The organism is Neobacillus sp. S1115, assembly GCF_055385565.1.
In genome coordinates this window covers 2277951-2293387 of sequence record NZ_AP038275.1, presented here as the reverse complement: position 1 = coordinate 2293387, position 15437 = coordinate 2277951, and the positions used below count along the sequence as shown (strand labels likewise).

Genomic DNA, 15437 nt, shown 5'->3' with positions numbered 1-15437 from the left:
TATTTGATTTTAGCATTTTTTAATAATAAAAGTTATCTACTTCTTTTGGGTTCAGTTGTAATTATTTTAGGTCAAAAATGATCATGACTGAAAACTAATCGCCTGTTTACCCATCTGAATCCATGACTCTTCAAAGCTATCTCTTGGAATTGTTTTATTTCCCTGCTCCGCTAATGGATCGTTGAGATAAACATAGTTTTCGTCATAGCCTACTAATAAAACACTGTGCTCTCTATAAGTAATTTGTACTTTCCCAGATGCTGTATCCCAAGTAGAAAATTCACTTTGAGGAAGTAATGCAAATCTTGAATTGGTGATGACCCACACAGGGGATCCTTTTTTAAGCATATTATAAACAGAGTCAATATTTTGTCCTGTTAAATCTATTATTCTACCTGGCAAATATATTTCGGCTAAATCCACGATCGGACCATGGTATACTCCATATCCCGAATTTTTAAATGAGTAAATATCTCCGACGAATCCGTCATTCGGATTTCCTTTCAAGCCATTTTGATCACGAAAAGGAATGGTTTTAATTTGTTTTGCTAGAGTCATTTTATCGACTGCCACACCTGCGTATTGAAGGAGCATGGCAAGGCTGGTGACTTCACATCCACGTGCCAGTTCCGGCATTTGCTGGATATGAGGAACATTGTTGATGATGATTTTTCCGTTTTGAGGTTGGATTTCTTGCTGGGTTTGGGTTGCTTGCTGAATTTGGGTTTCTTGTTGCGTTTTAGTTTCCTGCTGTGGCTCAGTTGCTGCCTGGACTTCATTTTCCTGAGATTCAACCGAGCTGGTTTCAGTTAAACCGGAAATATTTTGTTCCTCTTCGTTTGTTGCTTTCGTTACAGTACTATTTTCTGTTGTATTTGATGGAAGGTCGTCTTTTTGTGCTTCCGCATAGCTAACACTTGCGAGTATTCCCAATATAAAAATTACGGCAAAAATTTTTAGCTTCAATTTTGATTGGCCCCCGATTTCTCTCTATTTCCGCTTGGATGACCTTATTATGATGGGAATTCCTTAATTTTTTCTTAATAAAATGATGCATGAGAACCGTCCCCATGCATCATTCCCATGCATCATTTCTTTCTTATTTTTATTAGTTGATTTTCTAATACTGTGTCCGTGTCTAGGAGGTTTAGGGTTTTTAATTCTTCAATAGAAATGGCAAATTCTTTAGATATTTTGTATAAGGTGTCTCCTTTTTGGACTTTGTAGGTTTCGTATCCATCAAAGGAATGAAAGAATAGTATTTCTCCTTTCTCTTTTGCTGCATGTCCCCTATTTTTTGCGAGGATGCCGTTTTCCATTAATGTGTTGATGATTTGTTGTGCCCTAAAGGTATAGGAGTGTGCTTCAACCGCTTTTCGGCCTTGTTTTTGGATTTCGGAGCGTTGTTCTGGTTGATTCAGGTAGAATTTCACTTTTTGAATGGTTTCTTCCGGGGTTAGAGAGACTTCTAAATCTTTCCCTGGTACGAAATTTCGCCTGACTCCCGGCGTATCCATGGTAAGCAGAAAGCCGCCCGACCCTAATATTTCGTAGGTCCGTTGGGTCAATAACTCAGGATAATTTTGCAAACCTAAGATAATTTTCGAGGAACTGTATACTTTATTTGCCTCCTTATAGTTTAAAAAACCGTGAATCCAGTCCTTCGGAATTTTTACGCCTAAATAATCATCCATCCTGTCCCAATTTGCTCCCCAAAAATCAATCCGAACATTCGCTCTAAGAAGCGGCTTAATTAAAATTTCTAACGACTGATGGCGAAAATGACCTGGATACTTTTCTAAAATATCTGGATACGCATTCGCAACGATTGCAATCTCTGCTTCAAACTCTGGATGGCGGCTAATTGGATGGTGAAGGCTCTCCTCAAAGCCAAAATCTAAATGCTCCGAAGGAATACCTAATTGTTTATACGTGTCTACCTTGTCAGGGCTTAATGTAAAAACAAAGTCAGGCTGAATGGTTTTTACTAATGGAATGGACCAAACGTCGGTATAAGCGGGGTCTTCCACTGCCCAATAGACTAACGCAAGGTTATGCTTTGCCATCTGTTCACGGATGGTGATTTGTTTATCCTTTGTATGTTCCTCTCCCCAACCAATGGTAATGGCGAAATCGGGCCGAAAACTTTCAATCATATTAGATAGACCTTCCCTATTGATTGGACCCGAAATAAGAATGTCATGTCCGTGGGCTGTAAACCCCTTTGTTAGATTATTACTCCAGATTTCCCCGCTTTCTATAAAAAGAATTCGCACCTTTTTCACCTATTTCTTTTTAATTTTTAAAAACTCATTCACGTTGATGATATCTGATTGGAGGCCGTTTAATTTCTTGATTTCTTCCACACTGACGCCGAATTTTCTTGAGATGCTCCACAATGTATCCTTTGGCTGGATGGTATATATTTCATAGTTTTCCTTTAATGTATCCACATAGTGGATGAATCTCCCTGCCCCCGAACTTTCCGAGTTTTTTGGAAGAATTCCTGCCCCGATAAGTGTTTCGATGATAAATTCAGCCCGATGCTTGTACGAGTATTTTTCAACCGCTTTTATTCCGGCAGCTTTAACTTTCTTTACTTCTTCAGGATGACTTAAATAGTATTTTACAAGATCAATTGTTTCTTTAGCTGAATTGCTGACTAACAAATCTTGGCCGGGAGTAAATAATCTCCTAATCTCAGATGTATCATTTGTAAGCAAAAGACCTCCCGAACCAAGCACTTCATACGTCCGCTGGGTTACCTGGGTGTCGTGATTCTGGACACCTAGAATGATGTTTGCCGAACTGTACACCTTATTCGCTTCTGTATAGGGTAGAAACCCATGAATCCATTCATCGGGTATCTTCTTGCCAAGGATATGGTCCATTTGATCCCAATAACGTCCCCAAAAATCAATTCTGATATTTTCTTCTAAAAATGGAGCAAGAAGATCTTTAAGCGCTTTAAAACGGTAGTGGTCCGGCCTTTTTTCATAGAGCATTGGATAACCATTTGCCACAACGGCAATGGACACTTGATACGTATCATCTGAATTGTCGGGATAATGAACATCTGAATGATAGCCGAAATCCAAGTGCTCTGACGGAATCTTTAAGTCCCTGTAAAACTCCACTCTAGGAGGACAAATGGTAAATACAAAATCTGGTTCAATCGTCTTAATGAGGGGAAGTGAAAAAGTCAGCGTATAGCCAGGGTCTTCTGTTGCCCAATACACATGGGGAATGTTTGTGGGGGTGACATGCTTTCTGATCCACAATTGTTTTTCCTCTGTATGCTCGGCGGTATGCCCCATTGTAAATATTAAATCGGGTTGAAAGGTTGAGAGCATGTCAGGAATACTTGCCTCAGTCAACGGACCGGAGACCATGACCGTATGCCCAGCATCACGAAAGCCGTTCGGCAGACCATAAATCCACATTGGATTACTTTCTAAAAACAATATTCGCATTCTCAAACCCTCCCCTTTAAAAATTTTAGTCCCAAAGCATGTCACTTACTTTTACTAATTGATAGCCTTGTTTTTTGAGTTCCGGTATCACAAGCTCCATCGCCTCTGCTGTTGGTTTTCCATTTAAATGCGCTAAGACAATGTCATTACCCGTAAGGTTTGAAAAAATCCGTTGATAAATAAACTCTGCAGTTGGTTCCTTCCAGTCTAGAGTATCAATGCTCCAATAGATGGTAAAGGTGAGGTCCATTTCACCTGCTGCTTCCAGAAGGTTTTTATTCCAATAGCCAAATGGCGGCCGCAATAGTGGGCACCCTGATGTTCCAAGGACTTTTTCAAAACTAGCGGAAGTGGACTGTAATTCTGCTTGAATCTCATGTTTCGATTGTTTTGTTAAATCTGGGTGGCTATACGAATGATTGGCTATTTCATGTCCGTCTGAAATCATTCTTTTAGCGAGCTGCGGGTATTTTTCTATCCATGCACCAGTTAAAAACATCGTTGATTTTACATTGTATTTTTTTAAAACGTTTAAGATGTTTTCAGTATTTTCGGCACTGTCACCCGCATCAAATGTTAAAGCAATCATGTTATCATCTTTTAAACCTTTCGATATAAAAACCGAAGGCATTTTATGGGAGTTGGTATAATCCTTTTCAATCTTTAACGATTGGCCGGCATAAATAAAATCTGAAGTTAATTGGTTATCCTGTTTGAGCTTTTCTAGTGAAATACCAAACTCCTTGGAAATCTTAGCTAATGTTTCTCCATGGCAGATTGTATATAGGTCATATTTTTCATAATCGAGATTCTTTCGTACTCTAATTTTTAGAGGCAGGCCGGTATCAATGATGTCGGTGGTTAGGCTATTTAATTCCTTTAACCTAACAATGGGAACTCCAAACTCTCTAGAAATAAGGGACAAGGTATCCCCATTTTGAACTTTATAGATTTCAAATTCGCCCTGTTGAAAAGTTGTCCTATTTTCCATTTTAAGAGTGTAAGTACTTTTCCCTTTGCTGAAGATTCCTTCTTTCTCCAAAACCTCTACCATAAATTTAGCTCTTTCTTTATAAGAATGTTTACGGACAGCTTCAAGGCCGGCTTGGCGAATTCTCTCTCTTTCTTCAGGGTACTGAAGAAGATGGATCAAGATTTCGAGTGTTTCTTCAGGTGATGATGATGTCAGTAACTCTCTTCCTGACTTGAAAAGCCGATTAATTTCCGGTGTGTTATTGGTAATAAATAGGCCACCTGACCCTAGGACTTCATACGTTCGCTGCGTCAATTGTGTTTGCAGGTTTTGCAGCCCAATGGTGATATCAGAGGAACTATACACTTTATTTGCATTCGTGTAATCAATATAGCCACGGATCCATTCCTTAGGGATCTCCACTCCCAAATGCGGACCCATGCTTTCCCAATTGTTCCCGTAGAAATTAATTTGAATATTGTTTTCAAGTAATGGTGTAATCAAGCTTTTCATCGACTGATGCCGAAAATGACTTGGAAAATAGGATAGCTTTTTTGGGTATCCATTGGCTACGATCGAAACTGGCGCATAATAGTTTGGGTCGACATCCACGGGGTGATGTACTTTAGGATGGTAGCCGAAATCCAGATGTTCGGCAGGAATTCCTAGTCCCCGGTAGTAAGGAACCCGTTCCCGGCAAATAGTGAAAACAAAGTCCGGATGGGTTCTCCGAATATAAGGAATAGTAAAGATTTGTGTCGATGTCGGGTCTTCTGTAGCCCAGTACACATGAGGAATATTGCTATTTATGGTGCTTTCGTAAATTTTCTTCTGCTTTTCCACAGCGGTGTTTTCTGGCCCCCACCCCATCGTGATGATTAAGTTAGGCTGAAATTCCGAAATAAGTTTGCCAATATCGAGATTGTTGATTGGACCGGAAATTTTCACTTCGTGCCCTGCATCTATAAAGCCATTCGGTAATCCGTGAATCCACATGGGATGACTTTCTAAGAATAAAACGCGCATTATTTTCCTCCCACTCCCCTTTTGTTGCTGTTTGTCCATCATTTTTTTAAGCAGATTTATATATAAACACACAAATCCAATATTTGTAGAATCTAAAAGCATAGTATGCATTTTTTTGAGAATTGCATAGAAAGATTGCCCAATACGGGAAGAAATGAAATGTTTTTTCAGAAAAGCAAGTTGGTTAGGAAGCCACCAATCTATTCATATCATGACATTAATACATGCGTTTTTTATTATTTCAACATATATTAAATAATGATTAAATAAGCAAAGGAGACCACCATGGAGGATAATAAAAACTCGTTTCCCCTATATCATGGCAGCGAATCAATTCCTAAGATTTCTTTTATGGTAAATGTGGCATGGGGAAATCAATATTTAATAGACTTATTGGAATTGTTGAAGGAAAAAAATATTAGCCTTACTTTTTTTCTAGAGGGGAGATGGGTTGAAAATTTTCCTGAATTGGCACTCATGGTTAGAAATGCGAAACATGAGATTGGCAACCACGCCTATTCTCATCAGGATATGAGTACTATATCAACAGAAGAAATTCAAATGGAGATTACGAAAACCAATGAAATCATCAATAGAATACTAGGGGTTAGCCCTAAATATTTTACTCCGCCTTATGGGTCTTTTGATCAAAGAACGATTGACCATGCAGCGCAGCATAATATGACAACCATCATGTGGTCATTAGATACGATCGATTGGCGAATTGAAAATCCTGATGAGATTGTTGAGAACATAGCCCCTAACCTTAAGAATGGCGATATCATTTTAATGCACCCAACTAACTCCTCTTTAAAAGCACTTCCAGTTTTGATAGAAAAAGCTACCGAAAAAAATCTCCAAATTGTAAATATTTCCGAGTTGCTGAAGTCGAAGTGAGATTTTTTTAAATTTGGTAGAAAGGAGCCTGATTTTAATTAGATGAAAGATAAGGAGAATAAAAAATACCAATTATATATTGTGAACCCTTCAGACACACTTTGGGGAATATCGAAAAAATTCGGTGTTACAATTGACCAGCTAATGAAATTAAATAATCTAACTTCCGAAGAAATATTTTATGATCATGTCCTAAAAATCCAAGAAATTTTCGAAGATGATGTGTTTTTTGACAAAACGGTTAGTGAGGTAATCCCTGATCAAATTCCTGGCGGAACGCAGGCCAAAAGGTGGGCTAAAGCTATCTTGGAATCGGCTCAAAAGCACCAAGTTCCTTTTCAGATTCTCTACAGCATCATGGTCACGGAAAGCCGAGGAAACCCCAATTTAGTCTCTGATACTGGTGGAATTGGATTGATGCAATTACAAATCGAGACCGCGAATTTTCTTGGGGTGAACCCTTGTATTCCAGAAGAATCGATAGATGGTGCCGCTCGTTATTTAAAATCTCTCTTTGCTGAATTTAAGGATTGGACTCTTGCAATAGCAGCCTATAACTGCGGCCCCGATCGAGTCGAAAAATACAATGGAGTTCCGCCAATCATAATAACACAAAACTATGTAAAGAATGTCCTTTCCTATTGTAACGCTATTAATTGGGATGAAAATTAGAAATCTATTTATATTGAAAGAGGGGGGAATACCCCCTCTTATCCATTAGGCCCCTATTTTTAGCATGACTAGCATGTAAACTGATGAAAGGATGGTAATGATGGCGATGACCATTTTTAATTGGTGAAGAGGCACCTTCGTGGCGAACCGTGCGCCAGTTACAATCCCGACAATTGTCCCTATCAGACTAGCGATAATTAACGAGGATGTATTTATCATACTTGCATGGGCGAAATATCCAAAAACAGACGGAATGGCAATGACGACGGAGTTTAGGAGACTGACCCCGACTGCCACCCTGATGTTGACCCCAAGACTTGCTAATAACGGCACGAGTAAAATAGGTCCGCCGGCTCCTGTCAATGAGCAAATGGCAGATGTAAGGAAACCGACCAAAACAACCATTAATGAAGAATCGAGAATTTTCGAATGGTTATTGCCATTTAATGAATTTGTGTTTTCTTTATTTTTCTTTAATAAAATGGATAATCCCGCTAACAAGACAAAAACATAAAGAAGTAGTTTTGCCAGGAAATCCGGTATCATCACATTAATTTGCACACCCAAAAAAGCGCCGGGCAGACTGCCAATACTCAAATAAAGTGCCAATTTTAAATCCATATTTTTAGATTTCCAGTAGGAATAGGCACCGATGATGCCTGAGACTGAAAAGGATAAGAAACTAAGTGCAAGTGAATCATGCACGGGCATTTTTAAAACACCTACATAAATCAAAGGCAGGAGGAAACCAGAAATCCCCGACAACCCTAATAAAATTCCGATGATTAAATTGGAACCTATAACAAAACTCAATAGAAATAAATTAGTGTACATATTTACGACCTCAATTCCGCCAATCCAATTTGGCGAAAAATTAAATATTTGCCGTTACGGAAAGTTCCTATAGAGCAAGCTTGCTTTCATATTTTATTTTTCTTCATCGAGAGTAAGAACTTTTCTGTATTTCATTTATATTTTACCATTTACTAACACATTCGTTACATCATTACTGTTTACCGATTCGATTAGCGTGTTAAATTATGTGGGCTGAATATGGGCGATTAAAAAACCAATGATAATGGGGACGGTTTTCATGCATCAAATTGATGCATGAGAACCGTCCCCGTGCCTCAATATACTCTTTTAGCACCTACATAATATTTCGCCCAGTACCCAGTATCTAATGGGTAGGCTGCAATCCCCTTTGATGTGGTGGCGGAAACAAATTGGTTGTCCCCTATGTAAAATCCTACATGTGAAATGGTTCCAGGTGTGTTAACAGCGAAGAACACCAAATCTCCAGGCTGTAAATGAGCCCGGTCAATGGCTGTCCCTGTATTATAAAGCCCTCCAGAAGTATTGCGTGACATTGTTACACCATGCTGATTGAACATATAATAGACAAATCCCGAACAATCAAAGCCATTAGGTGTCACACCACCCCATTTGTAAGGAACACCGCGATAATTAGCTGTATCTCTGACTATTTCTTTCTTAATAACCGCGTGGTTAATGGCGGTATTTGTTGGTTCATTGATTGTCCCTGTCACAGGAAGACTGTAATCTGCCTGAAAGGTTTTGATCGCCTGTGTTGTTGGGGTATCGTAGCTTCCCGTCATAGTTGGGACGGTATAGTAGCCGAGGATCTGCAGGTTCTTTTGAACCGTTGCCAAATCGACACCGGGAACTGCAGTTTGTACTGGTCCAGATGCTGGTGAAGCGGCAACAGGTGCCCCCGAAGCCGTTGGAATTATTAATACCTGCCCTACCTTTAATATGTCGCTTGTTAATTGATTCGCTAGTTTTAATTGCTCGGCTGTAATGCTATACCGCTTCGTAATGGAATATACAGTATCACCTGGCACAACCGTATACTTCGTTTCAACTGTCTTGGCGGGAGCAGTTGGTTCTGTTGGTACTGTACCCACTGCCTGTCCATTTGGAATGATTAGGGTCTGACCAATGTGTAACATATCAATTTGCAAATCATTTGCCTTACGCAATGCATCCAGGCTTACCTTAAATTTCGCAGAAATCCCCCATAAAGTGTCACCTGCAACAACAGTATATTGATTAAACGCTGGTTCAGATGATGGTACTGGCGCAGGGGGCTGTGCGGGGGCAGGCTCTTGAACTTCGTTGGCTGCTTGGGGAATCGTTAGGATTTGTCCAACTCTTATTAGGTCTGATGTTAATTGATTACTACTTCTAAGTGCTTCGATTGACGTACCAAATCTTTTGGCAATTACAGACAAGCTGTCGCCCGAAACAACTGTATAGGTTGAAATAGCCTGGTTTTGGGCAGTAGGCGTTACATCCCGGACCTCCCCATTGCTCGGTTCACTTCCTATTAAAATTGGAATAATCAGTGTTTGCCCAATAAACGTGGCATCACTGTTCATGTTATTGGCTTGCTTAATTCCCTCAACAGTCGTTCCATATTTTTTAGCAAGAACAGTTAAATAATCCCCTGAAGCTACGGTATGAAACGCTTTTGGGATGATTAAAAGCTGATTCACCTTCAAAATATCGGAAGTTAAATGATTAGCTCTTTTGATATTATCAACACTTGTTCCAAATTTGACGGATAATCCCCAAAGTGTATCCCCAGATGAGACGTGGTAATAGATTGAGTCTGCGTGTGCCATCTGAGCTGGGGTGTTACCGTTTGAATCCTCCGCATGTGCAGTAGTCGAATGATCAGTCAGTGGAATCGAAGCAGCTGCAACCCCTCCAAGGATTACCTTGATCAATGTTACTTTTAAAAATGGGTACCTATTATTTAGAATCTGCTTGGCCAAAGAGGTAATATCTTTTTTATCCTTTGGAACAGTCCCTAACTCACCTGCAAACTCCGTTAATTGACCATCAAAGTAGAGGATTAATTCAAACTCATCCTGATTGGGAGCGACTCTTCTAATTTCATATGTTTGTAAATTCTCCATGCGCAGCCTTCTCCTTTGCCTTAAATCATGTTTCAGGGGTATTCTTCGCGAAAAAAGTATAGAATACAACCCTAAAGGCATTTTTCCGCTTATTACCATATTCGAGGCATAGGGACGGTTCTTATGCATCAAAATGATGCATAAGAACCGTCCCTATGTTTCATTTTATTAAATGGAGGTGGTTAAGTGGAGATTAAAAGATATGAGCTGCTCCAAGAACGAGACGGGGTTACGTTAGTGGTTTACCTCGATTCTTATTTGGAGGAGTTTTCGAATGAGCTGGGACCCTCGGATTTCAGAAGAAAAACTCTCCAAGTACAAATCAATCATTTGATCAGGGAAAGATTCCCTTATTTAAATATTAATGCGGCCAAGGTTATGGCCGGCTCACTATTGGTAACGACTATTTATTTTGGTTCCGACATTACGAAGGTAGGTGCAGAAACTACAATCGCTGGTCAGACTCAACAAACTGGTCAGTACGATGTGTATAAAGTCCAGGCCGGCGACAGTTTATATTCAATTGCAAGGAAGTTTAATGTAACAGTATCGTCTATTAAAACTACAAACAATTTAACTTCTGACACTATTTATGTAGGCCAGGTATTAAACCTGCCTTTTTATACATATACAGTCGTTGCAGGCGACACTTTATATTCGATTTCGAGGAAGTTTAACACATCCGTCGATAGTATTCGTTCTTATAATCAGCTTCCGAGCGATTTCCTTTCGATTGGACAAAAAATTAGGATTCCAAGGACTGTTGAGCAAACAACAGCTGCTACACCAACGCCAACGCCGACACCTACTCCGGAACCCGCGCCTGCTCCAGCACCTGCCCCTACTGTGGACACTACCAAAACAAGTACGTATCAAGTAGCAGCGGGGGATACCTTATATCAAATAGCAAAAAAATTCGCCACTACCGTGGACGCAATCAAAAAACTAAACAATTTAACAACTGATAGCATTTATGTCGGGCAAGTCTTAATAGTATCGCAGACACCAACCGTTCAAAGCCCGGAACCAGTGCAGACGCAGACTCCGCCTACTACAGTAACCACCACAACCTATACAGTGGTGGCAGGCGACTCTTTATCACTTATTGCCAAGCGATTTAACACGACTGTGGACCAAATTAAAACAGCAAATAAATTAACAAGCGATTTGATATATGTCGGTCAAATCCTAACAATTCCGGCTGGAAGCACTGCACCCGCCGATACAACAGCACCGGCAGCACCACTACTAAACCAAATCAGTACAATTACGTCGATCAACCAAGCAAGCGTACCCATATCAGGTTCTGTAGAAGCAAACGCAACCGTTTATCTAACACTATCAGATGGAATAAATTCACCAAAGTTATTTCAACTAAAAGCTGATGCCAGCGGCAGGTTTGAAACAAAAGTGGACACTTCCAGCTCACCAGACGGAACGATTACCATTACCGCTGTCGCAGCCGACCAGGCAGGAAACCGGAGTATGGAAAGCCGATTAATTGTCACGAAAGATACCATTATCAATGAACCTGTCCTGGACAGTACCGTAAAGGTAACAATTGAGAATGTAAAAAATTACACCCTTTTTGGAGTAACTGACCCTGGAGCCTTCGTGGATTTGACCGTTTCAGATGGTTTCCATCCAAATGTAACGATGAGAGCAATTGCCAATGAAATAGGCGAATTTCGTGCAAATGCCGATTTGATTTCTTTAAATGACGGGCAATTAGCCGTCACCGCACGGGCTATCGATCCATCTGGAAACATTAGCGCCATTAGACAAACCACAATTACAAAGAACACTAGCCTAGATGCGCCGCTGATCGGAAATGCGAAAATAATTAACAGCCAAACAGCTACAAATTATTCGATATTCGGGACTGCCCGGCCGGGGTCAAAAGTGGACCTATCTGTTTCAGATGGGACTTTAGGCAATACCATCACAACAACTGCTGTTGCGAATGCCAACGGCGAATTTATTGCTAATGTGGATGTAACTGCCCTGAGGGATGGTGCCCTCATCATTTCGGCTGTGCAAACAAGTCCAACGGGAATCAAAAGCCCTGCTGGAAAAATGACTGTTGCCAAAGATACAAGTGCTCCCCATGCACCAATTTTAAATAATAACAATTTTATTAATCAGGAAAACAAGAGCTCATTTTTGCTAAACGGAACTGGCGAACCTAATGCACAGGTGAACATCAAAGCCTTCGATGGTACAGGCAAGAGCGTTGAGTCAATCGGACAGGTGAATGAAACTGGCGGATACACCATTACCGCAGACCTGTCCAGCTTAAATGATGGCGATATCCGATTCGAAATCACCCAAGTCGACCAAGCCGGAAATAGGAGCCCATTTGCCGTCAAGACGCTGAACAAAGATACACTTGGTCCTGCTCGTATCCAATTTAGCCAGCCTCCTAGTATTTTTAGCGGAAACGTCAACACCTATAAACTAAGTGGTACTGTTGAACCTCTGATCACACTGGACTTGACCATTTCTGATGGTGTAACCAGCCTGGTTAAAACCACTGTAACAGATTCGCAAGGCAATTTTTCTTTGCCCATTGATGTTAGCAGCCTGAAGGATGGGGATATTACAGTAGCCGTTCTGGCCACTGACGCTGCCGGGAACAGAAGCCAGCTTCAGCCTTTGACCATAACAAAGGATACAACTGCACCGGAAGTGCCAGTAGCAACCGTGGCACCATATGTTAATCTGTTAAATCAGAATCAATTTTCTGTGAGTGGTTCTTCTGTGGAAGAAGGTGCTTCGGTTAAGATCACCGTTAGCGATGGAACAACCAATATAGCCAAAACCGCCATGATTTCAAACGGCAAATTTAATCTTAACTTTGATGTAGCCAGTTTGAAAGATGGAACCTTAACGCTGGAAATCATGCTGACAGATAAAGAAGGAAATGCAAGTAGCGTTCAAACTTCAACGGTTATAAAAGATACCGTTGTTCCAAATCCAGTCGTATCCAAAAACGGCTTTGGGTTTGAAAATAAACGTCCGATCTATACGATGCTTGGCACAGCAGAACCCTATTCTGTCGTTTATGCAACCATTCGCAACACAAATGGTGCAGAGTTAATGAGCACGTCTGGGACAGCGGACGCGGAAGGTTTTTATACTTTAAAATTCTATCTTGACCAAACAGATATGACCGGCGCTGGGACGGCTTCTGTATATCAAACGGACTTTGCAGGAAATATCAGCACCTTAGCCACGGTTCCACTATACAGCCATACCGCTGCAGCTGGCGAAAGCCTATTTATGATTGCGAAACGCTATAACACCACCGTTGACGCGTTAATGGCACTAAATCAGCTTACCAATAATGCCATACAGCCGAATCAGTTGTTACGATTACCTGTAACAGCGAGTGAAGTGGTCAATCTCGGCTATATGTATTTTGGCAATACCCAGGATTACGTTTCGATGGTGAACCAAACAGCCAGCTCCGTTAATACCGTGTCGCCGAGTTATTTTGATATCAATGCGAATGGTACCTTGAAATTGACCTACAGCTTGGACCCAACCTTTATTTCAGCAATGCATTTGCAAGGAATCCGCGTGGTCCCATTTTTAAGCAATCATTGGGATCGAAACATCGGCCGGGCCATGCTCGCCAATAAAGAGCTGGCTGCCCAGCAGATTGCCGATGCCATTGCCCGCTATAACTTGGACGGTGTAAATGTGGATATCGAAAATGTCACGGAAGTGGACCGGGCCAACTATACGGAATTTGTTCGGTTACTGCGGGAAAAGATTCCAGCTTGGAAGGAAGTTTCAGTGGCAGTTGCGGCAAATCCAAATGGCTGGACAACAGGCTGGCACGGCTCGTATGACTATAACAGCTTAGCAAAATATGCCGACTACTTAATGATCATGAGTTACGACGAAAGCTACCCCGGTGGAGCAGCAGGTCCTGTAGCCAGCAACCCTTGGGTAGAAAGGTCGGTTCAATATGCCTTCAATCAAAATGTCGCAGCTGATAAAATTGTCCTCGGCATCGCCCAATACGGACGATATTGGATTCAGGGGCAAACCTATGGAGGCTTTGGAATTTCGAATTGGCAGGTAGAACAATTAATAAAACAATATAACGGAACGGTTATTTTTGATGAAGTAAGCAAAACGCCAAAAGCGATTGTTACCATCAGAGAAGGAGACCCCAAGCCAGTTGTTGGGGGAACTACTTTGACTGCCGGTACCTATACCATCTGGTACGAAAACGAGGAATCGATTCGTCAAAAATTACTGCTGATTAGTAAATATAATTTGCGCGGTGTTGGAAACTGGAGTATCGGACAGGAGAACAAAGAGGTTTGGAACAGTTATGCGACTACCCTTCCTACAACCATGGCCGTAACTCAGGCTCCTTCACCTATGGAAGCGGCCGCTCCTCCAGCTCCATCGTATATATCGTATACAGTTGTTGCGGGCGATAATTTATATTCACTTGCCCTTCGATACAATACAACTGTCAGCCAAATTAAAGAAATCAACAATTTGACTACCGACACTCTTTATATTGGCCAGACATTAACATTACCGAACACAACCGGTACGAATACAACACCTACGCCGGCGCCTGCTGCAACCACCACCACCGTGAACTATACGGTAGTGGCGGGCGATTCATTATCAGTCATTGCAAATCGATATAATACGACGGTGACAGCCATTAAAGATGAAAACCAGTTAACAACTGATACGATTTACGTAGGGCAAACCTTAAAAATCACGACAACAAACTCGACACAAGTGAATTCAACCGTCATTACGTACAAAGTGGTGTCCGGTGATTCCTTATCCGCCATTGCGATGCGGTATAACACCACCGTCACCGCTATTAAAGAACTAAACGGCTTAACAACAGATACCATATATGTGGGACAAACTTTAAAAATCCCAGGATGAGACGCAGGAACGGTTCTTGTGCATCGCAGGCATGATGCACGAGAACCGTCCCCATGTTTCACTGCCTTCATGAGCTTTCCACAAAAAAAACCTATAGAGTGACTTTTTTCAAAATGTCTACTCTACAGGTTCCTTGTTACTACTTCAGGTCCTTGCTGTATTCCCTCATCTGCACGCCGTTTTTATCGTCGTAGGCAATTAATACTAAGCCTAATTCATGTTCAAGCTGCTTTATCTTTTCCTTCTCATTTTCTGTGATATCGGCTATTTGATACATTATCCCACTCCTTGTTTAAAAGAATCATGGGATTATTATCACCTGATCTATTGGGATTATACGATAAAAACAGTTAACATAAAGTTATAATCAATTGGTATTTTCCCTATTCTTTACGTTTAACTCGATAATATTTACCAGCTCCTCAATAATATCGTTTAACCTCATCATGCTTGTGTCTTTATTAAGGATTTGAGAAGTTTTATAAAGCAAAATTTCCTCTTGATCACTCATAAAAAAAG

At 40.9% G+C, this 15437-nt stretch carries 11 protein-coding genes; 3 read left to right on the top strand and 8 right to left on the bottom strand.

Going from position 1 to position 15437, the window contains the following annotated elements; all coding sequences use genetic code 11:
- Positions 1-81 precede the first annotated feature (81 nt).
- The 4 genes from ACZ5B7_RS11190 to ACZ5B7_RS11175 all read right to left on the bottom strand — a co-directional run bounded on the left by ACZ5B7_RS11190 (position 82) and on the right by ACZ5B7_RS11175 (position 5472).
- The gene (locus tag ACZ5B7_RS11190) at positions 82-966 is read right to left on the bottom strand and encodes a C39 family peptidase (protein ID WP_464493776.1); all 885 of its coding nucleotides are present in this window, start codon (positions 964-966) and stop codon (positions 82-84) included.
- Positions 967-1088: 122 nt separating this feature from the next.
- Positions 1089-2276 carry a DUF3880 domain-containing protein gene (locus ACZ5B7_RS11185; RefSeq protein WP_464493775.1) on the bottom strand — a complete coding sequence of 396 codons (1188 nt, stop codon included), beginning with the start codon at positions 2274-2276 and terminating at the stop codon, positions 1089-1091.
- Between the two features lie 9 nt (positions 2277-2285).
- A complete protein-coding gene (locus tag ACZ5B7_RS11180) occupies positions 2286-3473 on the bottom strand; it encodes a DUF3880 domain-containing protein (protein WP_464493774.1) in 1188 nt (395 codons plus the stop codon).
- A gap of 25 nt (positions 3474-3498) precedes the next feature.
- A complete protein-coding gene (locus ACZ5B7_RS11175; RefSeq protein WP_464493773.1) occupies positions 3499-5472 on the bottom strand; it encodes a DUF3880 domain-containing protein in 1974 nt (657 codons plus the stop codon).
- Between the two features lie 285 nt (positions 5473-5757).
- Here ACZ5B7_RS11175 and ACZ5B7_RS11170 point away from each other — a divergent pair, with 285 nt between their 5' ends.
- Both ACZ5B7_RS11170 and ACZ5B7_RS11165 read left to right on the top strand, forming a co-directional pair.
- Positions 5758-6369, top strand: coding sequence for a polysaccharide deacetylase family protein (locus ACZ5B7_RS11170; protein ID WP_423801886.1), 612 nt, complete (start codon positions 5758-5760; stop codon positions 6367-6369).
- Between the two features lie 42 nt (positions 6370-6411).
- The gene (locus ACZ5B7_RS11165; RefSeq protein WP_464493772.1) at positions 6412-7041 is read left to right on the top strand and encodes a lytic transglycosylase; all 630 of its coding nucleotides are present in this window, start codon (positions 6412-6414) and stop codon (positions 7039-7041) included.
- Positions 7042-7086: 45 nt separating this feature from the next.
- Here ACZ5B7_RS11165 and ACZ5B7_RS11160 read toward each other — a convergent pair whose 3' ends face one another.
- Complete coding sequence (locus ACZ5B7_RS11160) at positions 7087-7875, bottom strand: sulfite exporter TauE/SafE family protein (protein ID WP_464493771.1); 789 nt, start codon at positions 7873-7875, stop codon at positions 7087-7089.
- A 296-nt stretch (positions 7876-8171) separates the two neighbouring features.
- Positions 8172-9986 carry a C40 family peptidase gene (locus ACZ5B7_RS11155; RefSeq protein WP_464493770.1) on the bottom strand — a complete coding sequence of 605 codons (1815 nt, stop codon included), beginning with the start codon at positions 9984-9986 and terminating at the stop codon, positions 8172-8174.
- Between the two features lie 186 nt (positions 9987-10172).
- On the opposite strand from ACZ5B7_RS11155, the gene ACZ5B7_RS11150 reads away from it, so the two are divergent.
- Positions 10173-14918: a LysM peptidoglycan-binding domain-containing protein gene (locus tag ACZ5B7_RS11150; RefSeq protein WP_464493769.1), complete on the top strand. Its 4746-nt coding sequence runs from the start codon at positions 10173-10175 to the stop codon at positions 14916-14918.
- A 139-nt stretch (positions 14919-15057) separates the two neighbouring features.
- On the opposite strand, the gene ACZ5B7_RS11145 is transcribed toward ACZ5B7_RS11150, so the two are convergent.
- Both ACZ5B7_RS11145 and ACZ5B7_RS11140 read right to left on the bottom strand, forming a co-directional pair.
- Positions 15058-15195, bottom strand: coding sequence for a hypothetical protein (locus ACZ5B7_RS11145; RefSeq protein ID WP_378581283.1), 138 nt, complete (start codon positions 15193-15195; stop codon positions 15058-15060).
- 90 nt (positions 15196-15285) lie between these two features.
- Positions 15286-15429 carry a hypothetical protein gene (locus tag ACZ5B7_RS11140; protein ID WP_464493768.1) on the bottom strand — a complete coding sequence of 48 codons (144 nt, stop codon included), beginning with the start codon at positions 15427-15429 and terminating at the stop codon, positions 15286-15288.
- Positions 15430-15437 lie beyond the last annotated feature (8 nt).

Excerpts from the sequence above, each read along its gene's own strand:
- ACZ5B7_RS11170 (WP_423801886.1), top strand. The coding sequence starts at position 5,758 with ATGGAGGATAATAAAAACTCGTTTCCCCTATATCATGGCAGCGAATCA.
- ACZ5B7_RS11140 (WP_464493768.1), bottom strand. The coding sequence starts at position 15,429 with ATGAGTGATCAAGAGGAAATTTTGCTTTATAAAACTTCTCAAATCCTT.
- ACZ5B7_RS11155 (WP_464493770.1), bottom strand. The coding sequence starts at position 9,986 with ATGGAGAATTTACAAACATATGAAATTAGAAGAGTCGCTCCCAATCAG.
- ACZ5B7_RS11165 (WP_464493772.1), top strand. The coding sequence starts at position 6,412 with ATGAAAGATAAGGAGAATAAAAAATACCAATTATATATTGTGAACCCT.
- ACZ5B7_RS11175 (WP_464493773.1), bottom strand. The coding sequence starts at position 5,472 with ATGCGCGTTTTATTCTTAGAAAGTCATCCCATGTGGATTCACGGATTA.
- ACZ5B7_RS11145 (WP_378581283.1), bottom strand. The coding sequence starts at position 15,195 with ATGTATCAAATAGCCGATATCACAGAAAATGAGAAGGAAAAGATAAAG.
- ACZ5B7_RS11180 (WP_464493774.1), bottom strand. The coding sequence starts at position 3,473 with ATGCGAATATTGTTTTTAGAAAGTAATCCAATGTGGATTTATGGTCTG.
- ACZ5B7_RS11160 (WP_464493771.1), bottom strand. The coding sequence starts at position 7,875 with ATGTACACTAATTTATTTCTATTGAGTTTTGTTATAGGTTCCAATTTA.